Genomic DNA, 23,488 nt, shown 5'->3' with positions numbered 1-23,488 from the left:
GGATGGATTCATCATCAATTTTAAACGTCGCGGCAGGAGCGTGCGATGATAAACGGGCTGAGGATATTATTGCCCTTAATATGCAAGGAATCTCACTTGTTGCCGATTATTTTCTCATTTGTCACGGGAACTCTGATAAGCAAGTGCAGGCCATTGCAAGAGAAGTAAAACATCTTGCAGAGGAAAGTGGAATCGAAGTGAAGAAGATGGAAGGCTTTGATGAAGCAAGATGGGTATTGATTGATCTTGGTGATGTCATTGCCCATGTGTTCCACAAAGAAGAAAGAGGATACTACAACCTAGAGAAGCTATGGGGAGATGCGCCGAGAGAAACGCTTTCACTTGGCATTAACTCATGATTTATCAAGGGTTTGCAGGTGTGTATGACGAGCTCATGACACATGCACCTTATGATGAATGGGTTCAGTGGATCCAGCAGAATATCAAGCCGAATGCTGCCATTATTGATGTTGGCTGTGGAACTGGAGAGATTTCTCTTCGGTTAGCTGAAAAGGGCCACACAGTCACAGGAATTGACCTCAGTGAAGAAATGCTGGTCTTCGCGCAGCAAAAAGCACAGGCGAAAAAGCAGTCCATTCAATTTTTACATCAAGATATGAGAGAGCTTACGGGTTTTGAGCAAGTCTTTCAAGCAGCGGTTATTTGCTGTGATTCCTTGAATTACTTAAAAAACGAAAATGACGTCAAAAAAACCTTTAAAAACATGTTTCAGCTTTTAGAGGAAGATGGGGTTTTACTCTTTGATGTTCATACACCTTATAAAATGGAAGAGGTATTCCCAGGTTCGACTTATGCCGATCAAGATGAAGAGATCAGCTATATTTGGCAGAGTGATAAAGGGGATGACGTGTATTCGGTCATTCACGATTTAAGCTTTTTTGTAAAGGACGGAGACGTGTATCAGCGTTATGATGAGACACATGAACAGCGTACATTTCCATTTGAGACATATGCGGCGTTCCTTGAGTCCGCTGGCTTTGAACAGATAGAAGTGACCGCTGATTTTACAAATGAAGTCCCTGGGGAATTCGCCGAAAGATATTTCATTTCAGCTAAGAAACCAAAAACCATCGTTTAATGGAACGATGGTTTTTTAAAACCCTTTTTTCGCTTGTTGCAGAGATGATTAATTTCTGCGATCATCAGTAAACACACTTGGCGGGTATTGATGCGCAACCGCTTCAAGGTCTTCATCGAATTTTTCATGGGTGTTTTGAAAGAGGCGGTGAAACATATCTTGAACACCTGCTTCAAGTGCTTTAATCCCTTCACCAGTGACGCCGCCTTTAACACACACTTTGTCTTGCAGTGTCGGAAGGGTATAGACTCTTTTTTCAATCAAACGGCCAAGTCCTACAAGCATATCTTCTGATAAGGTGGTGGCTTCTTCTTTAGAAATATCTGTTTCTTCGACAGCTGCTTCAATCATTTTCTGAACGAGAAAGCTGATAAAGGCAGGACCGCAGCTGACGATATCTGACGCCGCTCTTGTAATCGAATGATGAATCTCAATGGGTGTTGAAATGCAGGAAGCTAACTGTCTTAACGCTGTTTTCGTCGCGACATTGCATGACGATCCAAATGTTAAAAGTGACGCCCCTGATAAAGCGCGGTTCGTAATGCTTGGAATCAGCCGGGCTGTTTGACAAGGAACGATATCCTGAAGCTGTTCAGGATGTACCGGGCTTGTGATGATGACAATGGTTTGGTGCTCTGTTAAAAGAGGGCTCAGCTCTTTTAAAAGTGGATAAATATCAAGTGGTTTGACACAAACAAAGATAAAATCTTTATTCGTGACAGCTCCTGTAAGCTGTTTCGTAACTTCAAGCTCTGGGTGGTTCTTTTTTATATTGAACGCTTTTTCAATGGTCCGGTTTGTGATGGTGATGGATGAGGGATTGACTGCCTTTGATTCAATAAATGCCTCAGTAAGTATGGTACCCATGTTTCCTGTACCGATTATCCCGATATTCAAACGTTCTCCCTCCTTAGACGCATAGGATCTGTTATCTTCTAAACAGTATGTTGAGCAATAGAAAAATATGATTGAAAGAAGCGTGAGCACGTGAAGCGACTCATTCCATTGAAAAAATACAGTCTTTATATCGGAGCTGGGCTCATGGTCGTGATCATCATCACTTTCTTCCTTTTCGCAGGAAATAGGGAGAGCAGCAGAGATCCAAGTGTATTGAAGGAAGATAAAGACATACAAGTCACATTAGAAGACAAACGAGAAAAGACCGATCATGAATCATCTCCCATTTTTGTAGAGGTCAAAGGAGCTGTGAAAAAGCCAGGGGTTTATACGTTTCAATCTGATGCACGGGTAGAAGAAGCGATTCGGAGAGCAGGGGGCTTTACTAGTAAAGCAGACACGGTTGAAATCAATCAAGCAGCAAAATTAGAGGACAGTATGATGATTTATGTCCGGAAGCAGGGAGAAGCGGAGAGGCAGACACAAATAGCAGCTGCTGACGCTCCATCGGGTAAAGAAAAGAGTCAAGGTGTCAATGTCAATCAGGCTGATGCTGCGGAATTGCAAACCATTAACGGAATAGGGCCAGCTAAAGCAGAAGCCATCATTACGTACAGAGAGGAACACGGAGAATTTCAACAAATTGAAGATTTGCGGAACATTTCAGGTTTTGGGGAGAAGACCATTGAACGGCTGAAAAGTGAATTGACCGTTAAGTAGAATTGACGGTATAGAAGGAAGGCATGTACACTTAATACCAACCATCATTCTGGAGGGATCAGCTCGTGGAAAGAATTTCATGGAATCAATATTTTATGGCACAAAGCCATTTGCTTGCTTTACGAAGCACCTGTGAGCGGTTAGCTGTTGGGGCGACCATCGTCAGAGACAAGCGTATCATTGCAGGGGGATATAATGGCTCAATTGCTGGTGATGTCCACTGTGCAGATGTGGGATGCTATGTCATTGATCATCACTGCGTTCGCACCATCCATGCGGAAATGAACGCTATTTTACAATGTGCCAAATTTGGTGCACCTACAGCGGATGCTGAAATATATGTCACGCATTTTCCTTGTTTGCAGTGCTGTAAAGCCATTATTCAAGCAGGTATTCGAACCGTGTACTATGCAAAGGATTATAAAAATCACCCATATGCCGTTGATTTATTTGAGCAGGCAGGTGTTCAAACGGAACAAGTTGAACTGGATGAAATGATCATCGACTTAAAAAATCAAGAAAAATTGGCCTTTGTTGCAGATTTAATTGGCAAGCTAAGTGAATCAGGACTTAGTGAAACAGAAATTCGCGTTATGCATGAGAAGGCGAATCAATTATTTACTTCCTATGTTTAATTATTTGCCGTTTGGGGCAATTTCAGCAGCTGTTGGAATTGCTCTGGCTGCATATCATCTTCATGTGTATTTCCTTCTCCTTCTTCTCATCATATTACTTCTCAGCCTACTGAAAAAAATTCCCCGGCTCTTTCTGATGGTCAGCCTATGTGGAGCTGTTTATACTCTTATTTTTATGGTTCATGAGTTTTTTGAAACGGATCAACCTGTACAAGAAAAATTTCTTTCCGGCTCCGTTGTGATTGAAAGTATTCCGAAGACAGATGGCAATCGTTTTTCAGCAACTGTGTCTACAGAACATGAACGGCTAGCTGCTTTCTATACCATTCAAACAGAGCGTGAAAAAGAGGCGCTAAAAGATGTAGAGCCAGGTATGAGCTGTCATATGACAGGTGAAGTTCGGCCGCCTAAACAGGCAACCATTCCTAACGGGTTTCAATACGATCAATTTCTAAAATCAAAAGCTATTAGCGCCATTTTCTTACCGCAGTCAATCAAAGGCTGTGCAAAAAAAAACAGACCTTCCTATTATCTTCAAGCGATGAGGCAAAAGGGCTTAAAATTCTTAGAAGATCATGTGCCAAAAAACTCTGTAGGCATTGTACAGGCCCTTATTTTTGGTGACCGTGAGTTGATTGATCCTGACACATTAAGAGACTATCAAATGCTCGGCATTATTCATCTGTTAGCGATCTCAGGACTGCATGTGCAAACGCTTCTTGCCTGTTTATTTTGGTGTCTGCTTCGTGCCGGTGTGACAAGAGAGACAGCACGTATTCTTCTATTATGCTTTCTTCCTGTTTATGCTTGTTTGACAGGTGCTGCACCATCGGTTTTAAGAGCTTGTCTCATGGCAGGAATCTATTTAGTGATGACGAGCCTGCCGAAAAAAATGAAACAGCCTTCTGCTGTCGTATTAAGTGCAACGTTTTTACTCTTATTAGCGATTCATCCTCTATATCTATTTGATATCGGATTTCAGCTTTCATTCGTGGTAACGTTCTTTATTTTGTTATCGACCAAAATCTTATCACAAGCGAAAAGTGCAGTGATGCAGTTATTCCTTATATCCTTTGTTGCGCAGCTTGCCTCGCTTCCTGTTCTTTTATATCATTTTCAGCAATTTTCTTTGCTGAGCATCCCATTGAATATGATGTTTGTCCCTTTTTATACGACGGTTGTCCTGCCTCTGTCCTTACTCTTTTTTCTTTTGTCCATCATTTATCTCCCTCTTGGACAAGCATTGTTCCAGCTGCTTGATTCGGTCATCCAGCTAAGTCATCAGTTGTCAGCACATATGGCAGTTTTTGATGGGTTTAACTTGATTTTTATGAAATCTACTTGGTGGCATATTCTTCTGGAAGTGAGTGCCATTGTTTTTCTGCTGTTTGTGATGGAGTGCAAAGCTTCTGTGAAATCCTATTCTGTGCCAATTCTTTTTTTTATTGGTGTTTTGAGTGTACACTTTTTTACTCCGAACTTTCTCCAAAAAGGGGAGGTCACGATGCTGGATGTAGGGCAGGGGGATAGTTTGTTTATTCAACTGCCCTATCGAAAGGGGCATCTGCTTGTGGATACAGGGGGCAGACTTTCTTTTGAAGAGGAACCGTGGAAAAAAAGACGTAAAGTATCTACGATCGGTGATCAAACGCTGATCCCGTTTCTGCATTCTAAAGGTATAGCAAAACTTGATGTGCTGATTCTTACGCATGCAGATCAAGACCACATGGGAGAAGCGGTTCGTTTAATCAACCGAAATAAAGTAAAGCGGCTGGCCATACCAAAAGGCTTTGCCCGAAGTCCAGAGGACGCAAAGCTGCTAAAAGAAGCAGCTAAAAAAGGGATATTTATTGATGAATTAGAAAGAGGAGATCAGCTCCGAGTTGGAGAGCACATATTTGAGGTTCTGCACCCTTCGCAAGACCGGGTGACAAGTAAGAACAATGATTCACTCGTTCTAGCTTTTACTCTTGGTGGGAAACGTTTTCTGTTCACTGGAGACCTTGAACAAGAAGGGGAACGAGACATCATAGAAGCCTATCCCCACCTGCGAGCGGATGTCTTAAAGGTTGGGCATCATGGCAGTAAAGGGTCAACAAGTGAGGAGTGGCTTCGACATCTGGAGCCGTCCTATGCACTCATTTCGGCTGGTGAACGCAATCGTTATCAGCATCCTCATCAGGAAGTTTTGAAAAAACTAAAGGATCATCAAATGGAGGTGTACCGCACAGATCGAGACGGAAGTGTGACCTATGAATTTCTTGAGAAGAAAGGAACGTTTTACACGCAACCTCCATATGATATCTTACAAAATCAATAAAAAAACTGCCAAAACGGCAGTCATTTAGCAATCATGAAGTTAAGATCCAACGAGGTGTATAATTGTTGCCAAAATAAACATTGAGGCGAAAAATCCGAATGTGACGATAAAACCAACGGCTGAGTCGGTCACATCATTCCGCTTGCTTTGAACATTTTTTTCAAATTCATTCATTTTCATCCCTCCTGGCTAATTTTAGTATACTTGAACTCATTTGGAATTGCTAGAAGGTAAAGTAACCGTTTTCCATTTTCATGATCATTTTATGAATATCGTCTGACAGCGAGCTGACCCGGGAGCTTGCACCAGACGTTTACTATAAATGAGGAGGCGGCACTTTCAGCTTCCTCTTTACTAATGTCTTCACACACTTTAGGATAGAGGAGGAAGTGAAAGAGAGGGATTCAATTTATGGTCTTTGAAGTTTGGAACAATTTAAAAAGAGGGGATATCCATCCCGTTTATTGCTTATATGGAAAAGAAACGTATTTACTGCAAGAAACAGCAGCTAAATTAAGACAAGCTGTAGTAGACGAGGAGACGAAGGATTTTAATTACTCCGTCTTTGATATGGAAGAGGTGCCGCTTGAACAGGCTGTGACGGATGCAGAAACCTTTCCGTTTATGGGAGAAAGGCGGCTCGTTGTGATCAAGAATCCTTATTTTCTTACAGCGGAAAAGAAAAAGGAGAAGATTGAGCATGAGCTTTCTGTGTTAGAAGCTTATTTAGAAAAGCCGGCGCCTTATACCATTCTCGTGTTATTAGCACCATATGAAAAGCTGGATGAACGGAAGAAAATCACCAAATTGCTAAAAAAGAAAGCGGCTATGGTTGAGGCAAAAGAGTTAAACCCAAAAGAAACAACGGATTTCACCATTACACTGGTGAAAACAGAAGGAAAGGCGATGACATCTGAAGCGGCTGAGCAGCTTGTGATGCTATGCGGTGGGAGTCTATCCTCATTGTTTCAAGAGGTCAGGAAGCTGAGTACATATATTGGAGAACGAGAAGAAATTGAATTAGCGGATGTCAATCAGCTCGTTGCAAGAAGCTTAGAGCAGAATATTTTCGAATTAATTAACCAAATTGTCAACAGACGCCGCTCTGAGGCCATGCAGATGTTTTATGATTTGCTGAAACAAAATGAGGAACCCATTAAAATATTAGCACTCATATCAACCCAATTTCGATTGATTTTGCAGACGAAGTATTTCGCTCAGCAAGGATATGGGCAAAAACAAATTGCTTCAAATCTAAAAGTCCACCCATTCCGCGTCAAACTTGCTATGGATCAGGCAAGGCTGTTTTCAGAAGAAGAGCTCAAGCAGATTGTCAAAGAGCTATCAACGATCGATTATGAAATGAAAACCGGTAAAAAGGACAAGCAGCTATTGTTAGAATTGTTCCTGCTTCGACTATTGGGCGCTTGAACATAAAAAAACGACCTTCTAAAAAGAGGGTCGTTTTTGTTTAGATGTATAATTGCCAGTCTGTCCTAATGGCTGAGCCGGTCAGGACGGACGTACAGTTAAACAGTTGCCTCATCACTGAGGCGTTGCAAGCATTATGCAGAAAGTCCGTTTACTTGTTTAGCAAGTCTTGACTTGTAACGCGCAGCTGCGTTTTTGTGTACAAGACCAGTTTTAACGGCTTTGTCAATGCGTTTTGCAGCAGAAGAAAGAGCAGCTTTTGCTTGCTCAGCATCGTTGTTAGCTACAGAAACTTCAACTTGTTTAATCGCAGTACGCATCGCAGACTTGATTGTTGCGTTGTGTGCACGGCGTTCGTTATTCGTTTTTGTACGTTTGATCGCTGATTTAATATTTGGCATGTGTTTCACCTCCTAAGATACAACCTAAACACAATTGTCTTAAGGTTAAATCTTCACAATAGAACAAGTTGTATTCTATCAAACACACCTTTAGAATGCAATATAAATGTAAAGTATTTTTCATTGATGAAGCGCTCGAATGTTTCTTTAAAGAGATGGAAAGACTACTGTTAATTACTTGGTGGAAGGAGTCTTTTTATGGAGAAACAGAAACTTGATTTAAGTGCTTATCAAATCCGGACAGACTTGGCTGTTGAAACAAAAGAGATACTAGAACAAGAGAACGATCCGAATGTCGTCAAAAAGGACGGAATTCAAGGGATTGTCGAAAAGGAAAAAGAGGAGCACGGCATCCGTATACGCACAGTGGAGATCACGAAAGAAGGGGAGGAGCTCACCAGCAAAAAGGCAGGAACATACTTGACGCTTGAGGCGCAGGGCATTCGGGAGAAAGATTCTGAGATGCAGGAAAAAGTCGTCGAAGTATTTGCGCGTCATTTTGCTCAGTTTTTAAAAGACCGAGGCATTCAGGCTGATGCGAGCTGTCTTGTAGTAGGACTAGGAAACTGGAATGTCACGCCAGATGCGCTAGGCCCGCTCACGGTTGAAAGCCTGCTTGTGACAAGGCATCTCTTTGAATTGCAGCCGGAAAATGTACAGGAAGGGTATCGCCCAGTGTCCTCTTTATCACCGGGAGTGATGGGACTGACCGGTATTGAAACAAGCGACATTATACAAGGTGTAATCGAGCGGTCCAAACCTGATTTTGTCATTGCAATCGATGCTCTTGCTGCTCGTGCAGTGGAACGGGTGAATACCACGATTCAAATCTCTGATACAGGCATCCATCCCGGTTCAGGTGTAGGGAATAAGCGGAAAGAATTAAGCAAAGAAACGTTGGGAATTCCAGTGATTGCGATTGGCGTTCCAACAGTGGTAGATGCAGTAACCATTGCAAGTGACACAATTGATTATGTCTTAAAGCATTTTGGTAGAGAACTGAAAGATGACCGGCCGTCCCGCTCTCTTGTGCCGGCTGGTTTGACTTTTGGGAAGAAAAAAGTGCTAAACGAAGAAGACTTACCAGATGAGGAAACGCGTCAATCATTTTTAGGTATCGTAGGGACTCTTCCGGAAGAAGAGAAACGGCAGCTGATCCATGAAGTACTTGCGCCGCTAGGGCAAAATTTAATGGTCACGCCTAAGGAAGTGGATACATTCATTGATGATATGGCAAACGTACTCGCCAATGGATTAAATACAGCACTCCATCAAAAAATCTCTCAAGATAACATGGGTTCTTATAATCATTAATCGGTTCTACTTTCTCTAGCTCGCTCATAGTGTAATTACTAGAAAGCGTGCTGGAGGGAGTAAATCATGAAAAAAAGACCCCGCCGTCCTCGACAGTTGGTCGTTGCGATTAATGGAACAAAAGTAGTGAAAAGCATTTTCTTATTTATAGCCTCGCTTGTTGTGGTGTTTGTGATGTCAGGGGCGTTGACATCTTTAAAGCCAGAGCTGAGGCCACAAGCCTCACTATATGGTGTAGCAGATGAGCTTTCCGGAGCGTTCTTCGCTACATTAATGGGTATGGAAAATCAATATTTCGCCTCAGCAGTCCCGAAAGATCAAAAAGGGTTTCATTTCTCTGGACTGTCACTCAAGCTTGCGACTAGTATCAATTTAGAAGACCCGCGTAGTTTTCTAGGGAGAGAACTCCCAGGTTTTGAACATTTTGATACAAAAATCATCTTAGCGGGTGAAGGAACAGACTATACCAACATGCCAATGGAATCGCCGCCGCCAAGTGAAGTCATCCAAGATGAAAAAGAAGCAAATTTGGCAGAGCTGGACAAGCTCGACAAAGATGTGCCGAAAAAGCCTGCGAAAGAGCCGGACCGGTCGACAGGAAAACGAAAAGCCGTGTACATTTACCACACACATAATACGGAATCATATTTACCATTTTTAAAAGGAGAAACGAATCCAAACAATGCACGGCACTCAAAAGTGAATGTCACCCTTGTCGGCGACATGTTCGGAAAGGCGCTTGATCAGCAAGGAATCGGGAATACGGTCGACAAAACGGAAGTTGAAAAAAGGCTCCTGCAAAAAGGATTAAAGTATCCCCAGTCTTATAATGAATCAAGATTGGTCGTAAAAGAAGCCTTAGCGAAAAATGATGACCTCGAATACTTAATTGATATCCACCGTGACTCAAGAAGAAAGAAAGACACCACTGTCGACATCAAAGGAAAAAAATATGCGAGAATTGCGTTTGTTGTGGGGAAGAAGAATCAAAGCTATGAGAAAAACCTCAAGCTTGCGACGGAGTTCCACCATTTGATGGAGAAAAAATATAAAGGTCTCAGTGTTGGTGTGTTTGCCAAAGGCGAAATTGGCGATAATGGAATTTATAATCAAGATTTATCCGACAAAGCCCTTCTTTTAGAATTTGGCGGAGTGGATAATAATATGGATGAATTGAAAAATGCATCCAATGCAGCAGCTGATGTCTTCAGCGACATTTTCTGGGACGCGGAAAAGGTAAACGGCAAAGCAAAGGATGAGAAAAAACGCTCTTAAGGTGGTGACGGTGCATGGGATCATTTATTGGAAAAACCATTATTTTAGGACTTGTCTTGCTATTTGGCGTCTTTTTAGGAATGCAGCAGGCGAATAATGGCATGCTGCAAATGAAGGGTTACCATGACCCGCAATTAAAAGGCGCTTTCTCCATCCAAATGAACGAAGATGAAGAACGAGAAGCCTCTATCTTAGGAACGGCTGTTACAGAAAAGGATCTTGCCGAAAAACAAAAGCAGCTTGAGGAAATAGAGAGCTTTAATGCCTTCTCCAAGGCAGGAAAAGCGCTGTCTGATGGCATGACACATGCAGCCCGTTCTCTTTATGATTGGATGAATGGGAAATAAACAAATCAACACCATATGACTAAAGCCGCTGACCGATGAGCGGCTTTTCTTGATTTCGATTGAATCTTTACAGCCCTATTGATATAATCTAAGCTAGCGCAACCCGCGTTTTATAGTAGGAGTGATAGATTGTGACAGATAAAGAAAAACGATTAGAACGGCAATCAAGAATTCGAAATTTCTCCATTATCGCCCATATTGACCATGGGAAATCCACATTGGCGGACCGTATTTTGGAAAAAACAGCGGCGATTACTCAGCGAGAAATGAAAGAACAATTACTTGATTCCATGGACTTAGAGCGTGAACGCGGCATAACGATTAAATTAAACTCTGTCCAGCTGAAATATAAGGCGAAGGATGGAGAAGAATATATTATGCACCTGATTGATACACCAGGGCATGTCGACTTCACCTATGAGGTATCTCGAAGCCTAGCTGCCTGTGAAGGTGCAATTCTTGTAGTAGATGCAGCACAAGGAATTGAAGCACAGACACTTGCGAATGTTTATTTAGCTCTTGATAACAACTTAGAGATTCTTCCGATTATCAATAAAATCGATCTGCCAAGTGCAGAGCCTGAGCGTGTAAGAGAAGAAATTGAAGATGTCATCGGGTTGGATGCGTCTGAAGCTGTTCTCACCTCTGCTAAGGCGGGTATTGGGATCGAAGATATTTTAGAACAAATCGTCGAAAAGGTGCCGGCACCTGCTGGAGACCCAGAAGCACCGCTTCAAGCTCTTATTTTTGATTCTCTCTACGATGCGTATCGCGGCGTTATTGCGTACATACGAATTGTTGAAGGAACCGTCAGACCAGGTCAGAAAATCAAAATGATGGCGACGGGCAAAGAATTTGAAGTGCTTGAAGTCGGCGTATTCACACCAAAAGCCATGCCAACAGATGAACTCACTGTTGGAGATGTTGGCTACTTAACAGCAGCGATTAAAAATGTCGGTGATACACGTGTGGGGGATACGATCACAAGTGCGGAGAACCCAGCGAAAGAAGCGCTGCCAGGATACAGAAAGCTGAACCCAATGGTGTACTGCGGGCTTTATCCGATTGACACAGCGAAATATAATGACTTACGTGAAGCCCTAGAAAAGCTTGAATTAAATGATTCTTCCCTTCAATATGAGGCAGAGACATCCCAAGCACTTGGCTTCGGTTTCCGCTGCGGCTTTCTTGGAATGCTTCATATGGAAATCATCCAAGAACGGATTGAACGTGAATTCAAAATCGATCTTATTACGACAGCACCAAGCGTTATTTACGATGTGTATATGACAGACGGAGAAAAAATCGTCGTAGATAACCCGTCCAATCTGCCTGATCCGCAAAAGATTGAGCGAATTGAAGAACCATACGTGAAAGCAACAATGATGGTGCCGAATGACTATGTAGGCTCTGTCATGGAGCTTTGCCAAGGAAAGCGCGGCAATTTCATTGATATGCAATACCTTGATGCAAACCGAGTGAGCATTGTGTACGAAATTCCTTTGGCGGAGATCGTGTACGAATTCTTTGATCAGCTAAAGTCCAACACAAAAGGCTATGCGTCCTTTGACTATGAGCTGATTGGCTATCGCCCATCTACTCTAGTGAAAATGGATATCATGCTGAATGGCGAAAAAATCGATGCTCTATCCTTTATTGTTCACCGTGATTACGCATATGAACGAGGCAAGATCATCGTAGAAAAGCTGAAAGAACTCATTCCACGCCAGCATTTTGAAGTACCAGTTCAAGCAGCGATTGGACAAAAAATCGTGGCTCGTTCTACCATTAAAGCGATGCGTAAAAACGTACTTGCTAAATGTTATGGTGGAGACATTTCCCGGAAAAGGAAGCTTCTTGAGAAGCAAAAAGAAGGGAAAAAGCGCATGAAACAAGTGGGCTCTGTTGAAGTCCCGCAAGAAGCATTTATGGCTGTGCTGAAGATGGACGACAGCACACCAAAAAAATAACACCCTCAAGGCAACCTGCTTTACAATGTCAGCCTTGGCGTTTATAGTCGAAAACAAACAAAGGTGCCGCAGCGATAAACTGCGGCTCTTTACCTGTAAAGAAGGTGTCATCAAATGAAAGCAGCATACATTCATATTCCATTTTGTGAGCACATTTGCCACTATTGTGATTTTAATAAATTTTTCATTAAAACGCAGCCAGTCGATGAATACTTAGCGGCTCTTGAAAAAGAGATGCAGCACACGATCGAGCAAAAGGGCGAGCAAGAACTAAAGACGATCTTTATTGGCGGGGGAACTCCGACATCACTGACCGTCAGCCAGCTAGACCAGCTCATGAACAGCATTCACCGTGTGTTAAAACCGGCAAAGCATCTGGTTGAATTTGCAGTGGAAGCGAACCCAGATGAATTATCACTCGAGAAGCTGCATGTATTAAAAGCAGCCGGCGTCAATCGGCTAAGCTTTGGGGTGCAAACCTTTGAAGACGATTTACTCAAAAAAATCGGACGAGTTCATCAAAAGAAAGATGTCCTCACGTCTTTCCAGCGAGCAAGAGATGTTGGGTTTGACAACATTAGCCTTGACCTCATGTTTGGCTTGCCGCATCAAGAAAAGCATCATGTCATGAATTCACTTGAGACAGCTTTCTCATTAGGGGCAGAGCATTATTCTGTCTACTCACTGATTGTGGAGCCGAAAACAGTTTTTTACAACTTAATGCAAAAAGGCAAACTGCATTTACCGCCGCAAGAACGTGAGGCTGAAATGTATGAGCTTGTGATGGATGAAATGGAGCGACATGGATTAAAGCAATACGAAATTAGCAATTATGCCAAACCTGGCTTTGAAAGCCAGCATAACCTGACCTATTGGAGCAATGAAGACTACTTCGGTTTCGGTGCAGGAGCACACGGGTATGTAGATGGCATCCGAAATGTGAACGCAGGGCCTGTGAAGCATTACTTGGAACTGATTGAGCAAACTGGGTTCCCGTATAAGGAAACTCATCAGGTCACAAAAGCAGAACAGATAGAAGAAGAAATGTTCTTAGGCCTTCGAAAGATCGAAGGGGTGGAAAGTGCCGATTTCCAAGCCAAATATGGTGTTGCACCAGAAGCTCTTTTTTCCACTGTTCTTGAAGAATTAGAAGAAAAAGGTCTCATTGTAAAAGATGACATCGGCATTCGTTTAACAAGAAAAGGGAAATTGTTAGGAAATGAAGTATTTCAAGCGTTTCTCGGTGAGTTATAATTGACATTTTAATTTGAGTTTGGTAATTTTGTTTATACAATTAGCACTCGTTGAAAGAGAGTGCTAACAGGGGTGATGATGATGTTAACAAATCGTCAGCTTTTGATTCTGCAAGTCATCATTAATGACTTTATTCGTTCGGCGCAGCCAGTGGGGTCAAGGACTCTTTCTAAAAAAGAGGACATCACATTCAGCTCTGCGACGATTAGAAACGAAATGGCTGATTTGGAGGAACTTGGTTTTATTGAAAAGACCCATTCTTCATCTGGAAGAATTCCTTCAGAAAAAGGATATCGTTATTATGTAGATCATTTGCTCTCTCCGCGAAAACTGTCGTCTAAAGAGCTTGTGCTCATCCAGTCGGCTTTTCAGGAGAAAATTTTTGAGCTGGAAAAAACAGTTCAAAAATCGGCGGAAATTTTATCAGATCTCACAAACTATACATCGATTGTGCTTGGTCCAAAGCTGAGTGAAAATCGATTAAAGCAAATTCAGCTTGTCCCCGTTCAGCCAAACAAAGCAGTAGCGATCATGATTACAGACAGCGGGCATGTTGAAAACAAAACCATTACCTTCTCTGAGCATCTCGATGTCTCCGATATTGAGAAGCTGATGAATATTTTGAATAGCCGATTAGCTGGCGTTCCAATGGACCAGCTGAAGGACAGGATGTATAAAGAAGTGGTCATGCTTCTGCGCACACATTTAAAAGATTATGATCACATTTTAGATGCGCTGGGCAACACATTTACATCGACACAAAATGAATCAAAACTTTTCTTTGGCGGGAAGATTAATATGTTGAATCAGCCAGAGTTTCATGACATCGACCGCATTCGCTCACTCATGATGCTGATTGAGCAAAAGAATGATGTCATGCAGCTGTTTCATCCAAATCAGCAAGGAATCACCATTAAAATCGGTTCAGAAAACAATTTGGAAGCAATGGAGAACTGCAGTTTGATCACAGCCACTTATTCGATTGATCAAAAATCACTTGGCTCGATTGCCATCATCGGTCCAACCCGCATGGATTACGGGCGAGTCGTTAGTCTTTTGCATCATGTATCAAAAGACTTGTCAAACGCACTTTCCAATTTGTATGATGAGTAGGGTGATAAAAGATAGGGGCATTGCCCCTTCGTATTCTTGAATCTTTTGAGGGAGGTGAACACAATGTCAGAAGAAAAACAGACACCTGGGCAAGAAGCAGAGGTTGAAGCACAAGAAGAAGCAGTTCAAGCAGATACTGAGGAAGTAACACATGATGAACAGTCTGCCTTCCAAGAGAAAATCGATGAATTGCAGCAGCTTCTAGATGAAAAAGAAAACAAAATTCTGCGTGTTCAAGCAGATTTTGAAAACTATAAACGCCGTGCTCGAACTGAAGTGGAGACCGTGCAAAAATATCGTTCTCAACATGTTGTCAGCGATCTTCTCCCAGCTCTTGACAACTTTGAAAGAGCGCTTGGAATTGATCCAGACAATGAGCAGACGAAAAGTTTGTTAGAAGGAATGCAAATGGTTTACCGCCAGCTGGTAGAAGCGTTGAAAAATGAAGGCGTTGAACCGATTGAAGCTGTCGGCAAAGAGTTCGATCCAAACCTTCATCAAGCCGTCATGCAAGTTGAAGATGAAAATGTCGATTCAAATATCGTAGTAGAAGAATTGCAAAAGGGCTATAAACTCAAAGACCGAGTTATTCGTCCATCAATGGTAAAAGTAAATCAATAACTACATAATGGGAGGTCATCGATTATGAGTAAAATCATTGGGATTGACTTAGGAACAACAAACTCATGTGTTGCAGTACTTGAAGGCGGAGAGCCAAAAGTTATTGCAAACGCTGAAGGAGCACGTACAACACCATCTGTTGTCGCTTTTAAAAACGGAGAGCGCCAAGTTGGTGAAGTAGCGAAACGTCAATCAATTACAAACCCGAACACGATCATGTCTGTTAAAAGACATATGGGTACAGATTATAAAGTAGAAGTTGAAGGCAAGAACTATACACCGCAGGAAATCTCTGCAATCATTCTTCAACACCTTAAATCTTATGCTGAAGGCTATCTTGGCGAAGAAGTAACAAAAGCTGTAATCACAGTTCCTGCTTACTTCAACGATGCAGAACGCCAAGCGACAAAAGATGCTGGTAAAATTGCTGGTCTTGAAGTAGAACGTATCATCAACGAACCAACAGCAGCTGCACTTGCGTATGGTTTAGATAAAACAGAAGAAGATCAAACGATTCTTGTATACGACCTTGGCGGCGGTACATTTGACGTATCAATCCTTGAGCTTGGAGACGGGGTCTTTGAAGTACGCTCAACTGCTGGTGACAACCGTCTTGGTGGAGACGATTTTGACCAAGTTATCATTGATCACCTAGTAGCTGAATTCAAAAAAGAAAATGGTATTGACCTTTCTAAAGATAAAATGGCGCTTCAGCGTTTAAAAGATGCTGCTGAAAAAGCGAAAAAAGATCTTTCAGGTGTATCTTCTACACAAATCTCATTGCCATTTATCACAGCTGGAGAAGCAGGTCCTCTTCACCTTGAATTAACGCTGACACGTGCTAAATTCGAAGAGCTTTCTGCAGATCTTGTAGAGCGCACAATGACACCTGTACGTCAATCATTGAAAGATGCTGGTTTATCTGCTAGCGAGATTGATAAAGTCATCCTTGTTGGTGGATCAACTCGTATTCCTGCAGTACAAGAAGCAATCAAAAAAGAAACAGGCAAAGAGCCTCATAAAGGTGTAAACCCTGATGAAGTGGTTGCTCTTGGTGCGGCGATCCAAGGTGGAGTCATCACAGGAGATGTCAAAGACGTTGTTCTTCTTGACGTAACACCACTTTCTTTAGGAATTGAAACAATGGGCGGCGTATTCACGAAGCTGATTGAACGTAATACAACCATTCCAACAAGTAAATCTCAAGTATTCTCAACGGCTGCTGACAACCAAACAGCGGTAGATATCCATGTCCTGCAAGGTGAGCGCCCAATGGCAGCAGACAACAAAACATTAGGCCGTTTCCAATTGACTGACATCCCGCCAGCACCACGCGGCGTACCACAAATCGAAGTATCTTTTGATATCGATAAAAACGGTATTGTCAACGTACGTGCGAAAGATATGGGTACAGGCAAAGAGCAAAACATCACAATCAAATCTTCTTCAGGTCTTTCTGATGATGAGATCGAAAAAATGGTAAAAGAAGCAGAAGAAAATGCTGAAGCAGATGCGAAGAAAAAAGAAGAAATCGAAGTGCGCAATGAAGCAGATCAATTAGTGTTTACAACTGAAAAAACATTAAAAGATCTAGAAGGCAAAATCGATGAAGAGCAAGTGAAAAAAGCAAACGACGCGAAAGATGCACTAAAAGCTGCGATCGAAAAAGGCGAGCTTGAAGACATCAAAGCGAAAAAAGATGAGCTGCAAACAATCGTTCAAGAACTAACGACAAAGCTCTATGAAGAAGCTGCAAAACAAGCACAAGCTCAGCAAGAAGGCGGCGCTGAAGGTGCTCAAAAAGCAGATGACAATGTAGTGGATGCAGAATACGAAGAAGTAAACGACGATCAAGAGAAAAAATAATCACCTTTACTTTTGAAAAAGACTGCTGAAACGTACTCGTCAGAAAGTCAAAGTCAGGATCTCTTGGCTTTGACTTTTTTTCTTTCCAATGATGAAAGCAATTGAAAAAGGTCAAATCAAAATGATACAATCGTATTTATGTGAGAAAATCGGGAGTGTGAAGAGATGAGTAAGCGTGATTACTATGAAGTGCTTGGCGTGAGTAAGAGCGCCTCAAAAGACGAGATCAAAAAGGCATACCGCAAGCTTTCAAAAAAGTATCACCCTGATATTAATAAAGAAGCTGGCTCAGATGAGAAATTCAAAGAAGTAAAAGAAGCCTATGAAACCCTTTCTGACGATCAAAAACGTTCGCAATATGACCAGTTCGGTCATACCGATCCAAACCAAGGCTTTGGCGGCGGCGGTTTTGGCGGCGGCGGAGACTTTGGCGGCTTCGGCGGCTTTGATGACATTTTCTCTAGTATTTTTGGCGGCGGAGCCAGAAGAAGAGATCCAAATGCACCGCGTCAAGGAGCAGACTTGCAATATACAATGACGCTTTCATTTGAAGAAGCAGCATTTGGGAAAGAAGCAACGATTGAAATCCCTCGCGAGGAATCATGTGAAACATGTCATGGATCAGGGGCAAAGCCTGGGACAGAAGCGAAGACTTGTTCACATTGCGGCGGCTCTGGTCAATTAAATGTTGAGCAGTCAACTCCGTTTGGTAAAGTGGTCAACCGCAGAGTATGTAACTACTGCAGCGGAACAGGAAAACAAATCGATCACAAATGTTCTACATGTGGCGGCTCTGGTAAAGTGCGTAAGCGTAAGAAAATCAATGTAACGATCCCAGCAGGTGTTGACGATGGTCAGCAGCTCAGAGTGTCTGGTCAAGGGGAACCAGGTGTAAATGGAGGACCTCCAGGCGATCTATTTGTTGTGTTCCATGTGCGTTCGCATGAATTCTTTGAACGTGACGGAGATGATATTTACTGCGAAATGCCGCTAACTTTTGCACAGGCTGCATTAGGTGACGAAATTGAAGTGCCGACATTACACGGTAAAGTGAAATTGAAAGTCCCTGCTGGCACGCAAACTGGCACGAAGTTTAGACTTAAAGGAAAAGGTGTGAAGAATGTACGCGGCTATGGCCAAGGTGATCAGCATATCGTTGTACGAGTCGTCACACCGACAAATTTAACGGACAATCAAAAAGATATCATTAGAAAATTTGCTGAAGTGAGCGGAAATAAACCGGACGAACAAGAAATGAGCTTCTTCGATAAGGTGAAACGCGCATTTAAAGGCGAGTAAGACGGATAAGGAGTTGGTAGTATTGAAGTGGTCAGAAATTAGCGTCCATACAACAAATGAAGCGGTGGAACCGATCACCAATATTTTGCATGAAGCAGGTGCTAGTGGTGTCGTGATTGAGGACCCGCTTGATTTAGTCAAGGAACGTGAAAATGTATACGGTGAGATCTACCAGCTCGATCCGAATGACTATCCTGAAGAAGGGGTCATCGTTAAAGCCTATCTTCCAATGAACAGCTTTTTAATGGAAACGGTAGATGAGATCAAAGAAGCCATCAATAATCTTCTTCTATACGATATTGATCTTGGACGAAATACGCTGTCCATTTGTGAAGTAAATGAAGAAGAATGGGCCACCGCATGGAAAAAATACTATCATCCTGTGAAAATCTCTGAAAAATTCACCATCGTTCCAACATGGGAAGAATATACTCCGGTTCATTCTGATGAGCTGATTATTGAAATGGACCCAGGAATGGCCTTTGGAACAGGGACACATCCAACAACCGTTCTTTGTATTCAGGCGCTTGAGCGCTATGTGAAGGAAAACGATACGGTGATTGATGTTGGAACAGGCTCCGGGATTTTAAGTGTGGCAGCAGCGATGGTTGGTGCAAAGGACATTCAAGCCTTTGATCTCGACACCGTTGCGGTTGAAAGTGCGAAGCAAAACATCGAGCTAAATGGTGTAAGCAAACAAGTGACGGTCAAGCAAAACAACTTACTTGATGGGATTTCAGGTGAACGTGATGTGATCGTCGCCAACATTCTCGCAGAAGTGATTTTGCGCTTTACAGATCAAGCCTATGACTTATTGAAGAAAGATGGCTATTTCATTACATCAGGCATCATTGGACAAAAGAAATTACAAGTCAAAACAGCATTAGAAGAAGCAGGTTTTGACATTGTTGAAGTGCTGTCCATGGAAGATTGGGTCAGCATTATAGCGAAAAAATAAAGCGAGTAGGTGTCAGGACACGTATGCAACGATATTTTATCGACCTCACGAAAGAAGAAGTGATCGCAAAGGGATCTATCGTCATCAATGGTGAAGATGTACATCACCTTTCCAACGTCATGCGCATGAAAGCAGGGCAGGAAATCCTTTGCTTAACGACAGACGGCTTTGAAGCGCTCAGTAAAATTGATACAATAACAAAGGAAGAAGTCATTTGTCACGTTGAAGGCTGGACAAATCAGGACAGAGAGCTTCCGGTAAAAGTAACAATTGCGAGCGGTCTCCCAAAAGGAGATAAGCTTGAGCTGATTATCCAAAAAGGCACAGAGCTTGGCGCAAGTGCATTTATCCCGTTTCAAGCGGCTCGTTCTATTACAAAACTTGACCAAAAGAAGTCACATAAAAAACGAGAACGCTGGGAGAAAATCGCGAAAGAAGCAGCTGAGCAGTCCTACCGGAATATCATTCCTCGTGTTTATCCAGTATCAACGTTTAAAGAGCTGACTCAATTAGCTGGTGAATTCGATAAATGTGTCGTTGCATACGAAGAATCATCGAAAGAAGGAGAGCAAAGCCGCTTTCAAACTGTGCTCCAACAGATGAAAGGCGGACAAACCTTGCTCGTGGTTTTTGGCCCTGAAGGCGGTTTGGCAGAAAAGGAGATTGACGAGCTTGAAACGCTTGGTGCAGTCATTTGCGGGCTCGGACCACGCATTTTAAGAACGGAAACAGCTCCTCTTTACGCGCTTTCTGCTATATCTTATCAAACAGAGTTATTAAGAGGTGAATCATGATGGGAACAGTAGCGTTCCATACACTTGGCTGTAAGGTCAATCACTATGAAACAGAAGCGATCTGGCAGCTGTTTAAAGAAGCTGGCTATGAAAGAAAAGATTATGAATCAAAAGCAGACGTATATGTCGTAAATACATGTACGGTCACGAATACAGGCGATAAGAAAAGCCGCCAAGTTATTAGAAGAGCCATTCGTCATAACCCGGATGGTGTCATTTGTGTAACAGGCTGTTATGCGCAAACATCTCCAGCAGAAATCATGGCGATTCCTGGCGTTGATATTGTCGTGGGAACACAAGACAGACATAAATTACTCGGTTACATTGAAGAATATCGCAGAGAAAGACAGCCGATTAATGGGGTTGGCAATATCATGAAAGCACGTGTGTTTGAAGAACTCGATGTTCCTGCATTTACAGACAGAACACGCGCTTCATTAAAAATCCAAGAAGGCTGTAACAATTTCTGTACATTCTGCATTATTCCTTGGGCTCGCGGACTTCTTCGTTCTCGTAACCCAGAAGAGGTCATCAACCAAGCGCAGCAGCTTGTGGATGCCGGCTATAAAGAAATTGTATTAACAGGTATTCACACAGGCGGATACGGAGAAGACTTAAAGGATTATAACTTTGCAAAGCTTCTGAAAGAGTTAGATGAACGTGTCATCGGTTTAAAACGAATCCGTATTTCATCGATCGAAGCAAGCCAAATTACAGATGAAGTGATTGAAGTGCTTGATCAGTCAGATAAGATTGTCAGACACCTGCACATCCCGCTTCAATCTGGCTCGAATACAGTCCTGAAAAGAATGCGCCGTAAATATACGATGGAATTCTTTGCAGAGCGTTTAACAAAGCTGAAACAAGCATTGCCAGGCCTTGCTGTCACCTCTGATGTGATTGTTGGATTCCCTGGGGAAACAGAGGAAGAGTTTTTGGAAACGTACAATTTTGTCAAAGACCATCAATTCTCTGAACTGCACGTATTCCCTTACAGCAAACGTACAGGTACGCCAGCTGCAAGAATGGAAGATCAAGTGGATGAAAATGTGAAAAACGAACGTGTCCACCGCTTGATTGCTCTTTCTGACCAGCTTGCAAAAGAATATGCATCAGCTTATGAAGGAGATGTCCTAGAGATTATTCCGGAAGAATCCTTCAAAGAACAAGAAGGAAAGCACAATCTTTATGTGGGATATACAGATAACTATATGAAGGTTGTTTTTGAAGGAACAGAGGACATGATCGGCCGTTTGGTCAAAGTGAAAATCATGAAAGCGGGTTATCCTTATAACGAAGGACAATTCGTTCGTATGAGCGATGATGTGCAAACAGACAAAGTGAGAATGACCTCATAATAGATAAAAAAACCGGCTGCCAAAAGGGCAAGCTGGTTTTTTTATTTTGACTGATTTGGTAAAAGACATAAGATCAATGTGTGAAATGGATGAATGAACGGGAAGAAAAGCAAAGAGCTTGCCACATTAAACAGCAGGCTGAAGTGCGCAATTTGCTGGGCTGGAGCGTTTGCAAGAAGGGCGACGAATTCCGTCATCATGGCGAGAAATGGGAGACATAAAAGCACGCCGAGCACATTAAACAAAACGTGTGCATAAGCCGTTTGTCGTGCTGCATAGCCGCCAGATATGGCAGCCATTACGGCTGTAATACATGTCCCGATATTTGACCCTAACACAAAGCTTATGCCTTCCTGAAGCCCAACAGTTCCTTCATTCATAAACCCCATTAAAATGCCGATACAGACGGAGCTCGAATGAACAATCGCTGTGAAAATGGTACCCGAAAGCAGCGCCGTCCAGTCAGAATGCTGCATCATTTCAAGAAAGCGCAATGTCTCAGGCTGACTTGTCATCATACCTGCAATTTTAGAAAAGCCTTGAATACAAAAAAAGATCATCCCGAGCCCAAATATACTTTTTCCTGCATGCCTAAAAGATTTTCTGCCAAACATGATGCATATCAGACCAGCTAGGATCAAGACCCACATGAAAACATCCATTTTAATGGCTATAAATTCTGTTGTAAACGTGGAGCCAATATTGGTGCCAAGAATCATTGGAATGGATTTTTTAAAAGAGAGAATGCCTGTACTGACAAAGCCGATCACGATGACCATAAACGCTGAACTGCTTTGAAGAATCCCTGTAAATACGATGCTGACCAAGAATGCTTTTATTGGGTGATCTGTAAAGAGTAGAAGTGATTTCTCAATACGAGACGACGCAAGCGCCATTAATCCTTTTCTCAGCAAACCCATTGACCATAAAAAAATGAAAATAAGTGCACAAAAATAAATGATCGCCATCATAGAAAAGTCCTCCTCTTACCAATGAATATATGGACTTGTCTACCTGCTCATGACGAAAATATATTTCCAAATCACTTAGTTGACCTCACACTAGGCTTATATTATAATGTCTAGGTACATGTTTTGCATGTATATCTTTTTTTAATGCAGTCGATTGGTGTATTCGGAGGGAGGGAAAGAGAATGTCAAAAACGGTCGTTAGAAAAAACGAATCGCTTGAAGATGCTCTTCGTCGCTTTAAACGCAGTGTATCCAAAACTGGAACATTGCAAGAAGCAAGAAAGCGTGAATTTTATGAAAAGCCTAGCGTAAAGCGCAAGAAAAAGTCTGAAGCTGCTAGAAAACGTAAATTCTAAAGAGGGTGGATTTTATGAGTCTTCTTGAGCAATTAAATACTGATATGAAGCTTTTTATGAAAAACCGTGAGAAAGACAAGCTTGTTGTCATTCGTATGGTAAAGGCTTCGCTCCAAAATGAAGCAATTAAGCTTAAGAAAGACAGTTTGACCGGCGATGAGGAACTAACCGTCCTTTCCCGCGAGATTAAGCAACGTAAAGACTCCCTCCATGAATTTTCGAAAGCTAATCGCTTAGATTTAGTAGATAAAGTTCAAAAAGAGATTGACATCTTAGACGTTTATTTACCTGAACAGCTTTCTGAAGAAGAACTGCAAACGATCGTGAAAGAAACGATCGCTGAAACAGGTGCTTCATCGAAGGCTGATATGGGTAAAGTCATGAGCGCTATTATGCCAAAAGTAAAAGGTAAAGCTGATGGTGCTGTCATTAACAGACTTGTCAGCGAGCAGCTGTCTCAATAAAAAAGTATCCTTCTATTGTTAGAAG

At 42.2% G+C, this 23,488-nt stretch carries 24 protein-coding genes; 20 read left to right on the top strand and 4 right to left on the bottom strand.

Features of this window, described 5'->3' with window-relative positions; translation table 11 throughout:
• Positions 1–2 precede the first annotated feature (2 nt).
• On the top strand, positions 3–359 hold the full coding sequence (gene rsfS / locus MHH26_RS10345) for a ribosome silencing factor (RefSeq protein ID WP_003217467.1): 357 nt from the start codon (positions 3–5) through the stop codon (positions 357–359).
• A complete protein-coding gene (locus MHH26_RS10340; protein WP_340973354.1) occupies positions 356–1,099 on the top strand; it encodes a class I SAM-dependent DNA methyltransferase in 744 nt (247 codons plus the stop codon). The genes rsfS and MHH26_RS10340 overlap by 4 nt, the downstream gene beginning before the upstream one ends.
• A 48-nt stretch (positions 1,100–1,147) precedes the next feature.
• Here the strand turns inward: MHH26_RS10340 and comER are convergent, their stop codons facing one another.
• Positions 1,148–1,996, bottom strand: coding sequence for a late competence protein ComER (gene comER, locus MHH26_RS10335; protein ID WP_106042452.1), 849 nt, complete (start codon positions 1,994–1,996; stop codon positions 1,148–1,150).
• A gap of 90 nt (positions 1,997–2,086) precedes the next feature.
• On the opposite strand from comER, the gene MHH26_RS10330 reads away from it, so the two are divergent.
• From MHH26_RS10330 to MHH26_RS10320, 3 genes are all read left to right on the top strand, one after another.
• Positions 2,087–2,716 carry a helix-hairpin-helix domain-containing protein gene (locus MHH26_RS10330; protein WP_340973353.1) on the top strand — a complete coding sequence of 210 codons (630 nt, stop codon included), beginning with the start codon at positions 2,087–2,089 and terminating at the stop codon, positions 2,714–2,716.
• 65 nt (positions 2,717–2,781) lie between these two features.
• Positions 2,782–3,351: a ComE operon protein 2 gene (locus tag MHH26_RS10325; protein WP_034661371.1), complete on the top strand. Its 570-nt coding sequence runs from the start codon at positions 2,782–2,784 to the stop codon at positions 3,349–3,351.
• Positions 3,344–5,671 (top strand): DNA internalization-related competence protein ComEC/Rec2, encoded by a 2,328-nt coding sequence (locus MHH26_RS10320; RefSeq protein WP_340973816.1) that lies wholly within the window; start codon positions 3,344–3,346, stop codon positions 5,669–5,671. Before MHH26_RS10325 ends, MHH26_RS10320 begins: the two co-directional genes overlap by 8 nt.
• 39 nt (positions 5,672–5,710) lie before the next feature.
• Here MHH26_RS10320 and MHH26_RS10315 read toward each other — a convergent pair whose 3' ends face one another.
• Positions 5,711–5,845 (bottom strand): YqzM family protein, encoded by a 135-nt coding sequence (locus MHH26_RS10315; RefSeq protein ID WP_012010638.1) that lies wholly within the window; start codon positions 5,843–5,845, stop codon positions 5,711–5,713.
• Positions 5,846–6,082: 237 nt separating this feature from the next.
• Here MHH26_RS10315 and holA point away from each other — a divergent pair, with 237 nt between their 5' ends.
• The gene (gene holA, locus MHH26_RS10310) at positions 6,083–7,102 is read left to right on the top strand and encodes a DNA polymerase III subunit delta (protein WP_060596647.1); all 1,020 of its coding nucleotides are present in this window, start codon (positions 6,083–6,085) and stop codon (positions 7,100–7,102) included.
• A 134-nt stretch (positions 7,103–7,236) separates the two neighbouring features.
• On the opposite strand, the gene rpsT is transcribed toward holA, so the two are convergent.
• Positions 7,237–7,503 (bottom strand): 30S ribosomal protein S20, encoded by a 267-nt coding sequence (gene rpsT / locus MHH26_RS10305; RefSeq protein ID WP_008342485.1) that lies wholly within the window; start codon positions 7,501–7,503, stop codon positions 7,237–7,239.
• 198 nt (positions 7,504–7,701) lie between these two features.
• Between rpsT and gpr the strand changes: the two genes are divergently transcribed.
• From gpr to mtaB, 12 genes are all read left to right on the top strand, one after another.
• Positions 7,702–8,817, top strand: coding sequence for a GPR endopeptidase (gpr, locus tag MHH26_RS10300; protein ID WP_034661368.1), 1,116 nt, complete (start codon positions 7,702–7,704; stop codon positions 8,815–8,817).
• Positions 8,818–8,883: 66 nt separating this feature from the next.
• Positions 8,884–10,092, top strand: coding sequence for a stage II sporulation protein P (locus MHH26_RS10295; RefSeq protein WP_340973352.1), 1,209 nt, complete (start codon positions 8,884–8,886; stop codon positions 10,090–10,092).
• A 14-nt stretch (positions 10,093–10,106) separates the two neighbouring features.
• The gene (locus tag MHH26_RS10290; protein ID WP_060596648.1) at positions 10,107–10,439 is read left to right on the top strand and encodes a YqxA family protein; all 333 of its coding nucleotides are present in this window, start codon (positions 10,107–10,109) and stop codon (positions 10,437–10,439) included.
• Between the two features lie 131 nt (positions 10,440–10,570).
• Positions 10,571–12,409, top strand: coding sequence for a translation elongation factor 4 (gene lepA / locus MHH26_RS10285; RefSeq protein WP_024423038.1), 1,839 nt, complete (start codon positions 10,571–10,573; stop codon positions 12,407–12,409).
• A gap of 114 nt (positions 12,410–12,523) precedes the next feature.
• A complete protein-coding gene (gene hemW, locus MHH26_RS10280; protein ID WP_340973350.1) occupies positions 12,524–13,663 on the top strand; it encodes a radical SAM family heme chaperone HemW in 1,140 nt (379 codons plus the stop codon).
• 81 nt (positions 13,664–13,744) lie between these two features.
• Complete coding sequence (hrcA, locus tag MHH26_RS10275; protein WP_060596651.1) at positions 13,745–14,776, top strand: heat-inducible transcriptional repressor HrcA; 1,032 nt, start codon at positions 13,745–13,747, stop codon at positions 14,774–14,776.
• A gap of 63 nt (positions 14,777–14,839) precedes the next feature.
• Positions 14,840–15,397 carry a nucleotide exchange factor GrpE gene (gene grpE / locus MHH26_RS10270; protein WP_334749787.1) on the top strand — a complete coding sequence of 186 codons (558 nt, stop codon included), beginning with the start codon at positions 14,840–14,842 and terminating at the stop codon, positions 15,395–15,397.
• A 24-nt stretch (positions 15,398–15,421) separates the two neighbouring features.
• Positions 15,422–17,263 carry a molecular chaperone DnaK gene (gene dnaK, locus MHH26_RS10265; RefSeq protein ID WP_034661361.1) on the top strand — a complete coding sequence of 614 codons (1,842 nt, stop codon included), beginning with the start codon at positions 15,422–15,424 and terminating at the stop codon, positions 17,261–17,263.
• Between the two features lie 165 nt (positions 17,264–17,428).
• Positions 17,429–18,562: a molecular chaperone DnaJ gene (dnaJ, locus tag MHH26_RS10260; RefSeq protein WP_003217525.1), complete on the top strand. Its 1,134-nt coding sequence runs from the start codon at positions 17,429–17,431 to the stop codon at positions 18,560–18,562.
• A 22-nt stretch (positions 18,563–18,584) separates the two neighbouring features.
• Complete coding sequence (gene prmA / locus MHH26_RS10255) at positions 18,585–19,520, top strand: 50S ribosomal protein L11 methyltransferase (protein ID WP_334749786.1); 936 nt, start codon at positions 18,585–18,587, stop codon at positions 19,518–19,520.
• A gap of 23 nt (positions 19,521–19,543) precedes the next feature.
• Positions 19,544–20,314 carry a 16S rRNA (uracil(1498)-N(3))-methyltransferase gene (locus tag MHH26_RS10250; RefSeq protein ID WP_334749785.1) on the top strand — a complete coding sequence of 257 codons (771 nt, stop codon included), beginning with the start codon at positions 19,544–19,546 and terminating at the stop codon, positions 20,312–20,314.
• Positions 20,314–21,672 carry a tRNA (N(6)-L-threonylcarbamoyladenosine(37)-C(2))-methylthiotransferase MtaB gene (gene mtaB / locus MHH26_RS10245; protein WP_340973815.1) on the top strand — a complete coding sequence of 453 codons (1,359 nt, stop codon included), beginning with the start codon at positions 20,314–20,316 and terminating at the stop codon, positions 21,670–21,672. Before MHH26_RS10250 ends, mtaB begins: the two co-directional genes overlap by 1 nt.
• 41 nt (positions 21,673–21,713) lie before the next feature.
• On the opposite strand, the gene MHH26_RS10240 is transcribed toward mtaB, so the two are convergent.
• Complete coding sequence (locus MHH26_RS10240; RefSeq protein ID WP_034661358.1) at positions 21,714–22,643, bottom strand: Na/Pi symporter; 930 nt, start codon at positions 22,641–22,643, stop codon at positions 21,714–21,716.
• Positions 22,644–22,825: 182 nt separating this feature from the next.
• On the opposite strand from MHH26_RS10240, the gene rpsU reads away from it, so the two are divergent.
• Together rpsU and MHH26_RS10230 are read left to right on the top strand one after the other, a co-directional pair.
• Positions 22,826–22,999, top strand: a complete 174-nt coding sequence (rpsU, locus tag MHH26_RS10235) for a 30S ribosomal protein S21 (RefSeq protein WP_003152957.1) — start codon at positions 22,826–22,828, stop codon at positions 22,997–22,999.
• Positions 23,000–23,013: 14 nt separating this feature from the next.
• Positions 23,014–23,463: a GatB/YqeY domain-containing protein gene (locus MHH26_RS10230; RefSeq protein WP_034661357.1), complete on the top strand. Its 450-nt coding sequence runs from the start codon at positions 23,014–23,016 to the stop codon at positions 23,461–23,463.
• Positions 23,464–23,488 lie beyond the last annotated feature (25 nt).

Origin of the sequence: Bacillus sp. FSL K6-2839 (assembly GCF_038003365.1) — a bacterium.
Lineage (GTDB): Bacteria > Bacillota > Bacilli > Bacillales > Bacillaceae > Bacillus.
This window is presented reverse-complemented; position numbering and strand designations above follow the sequence as displayed.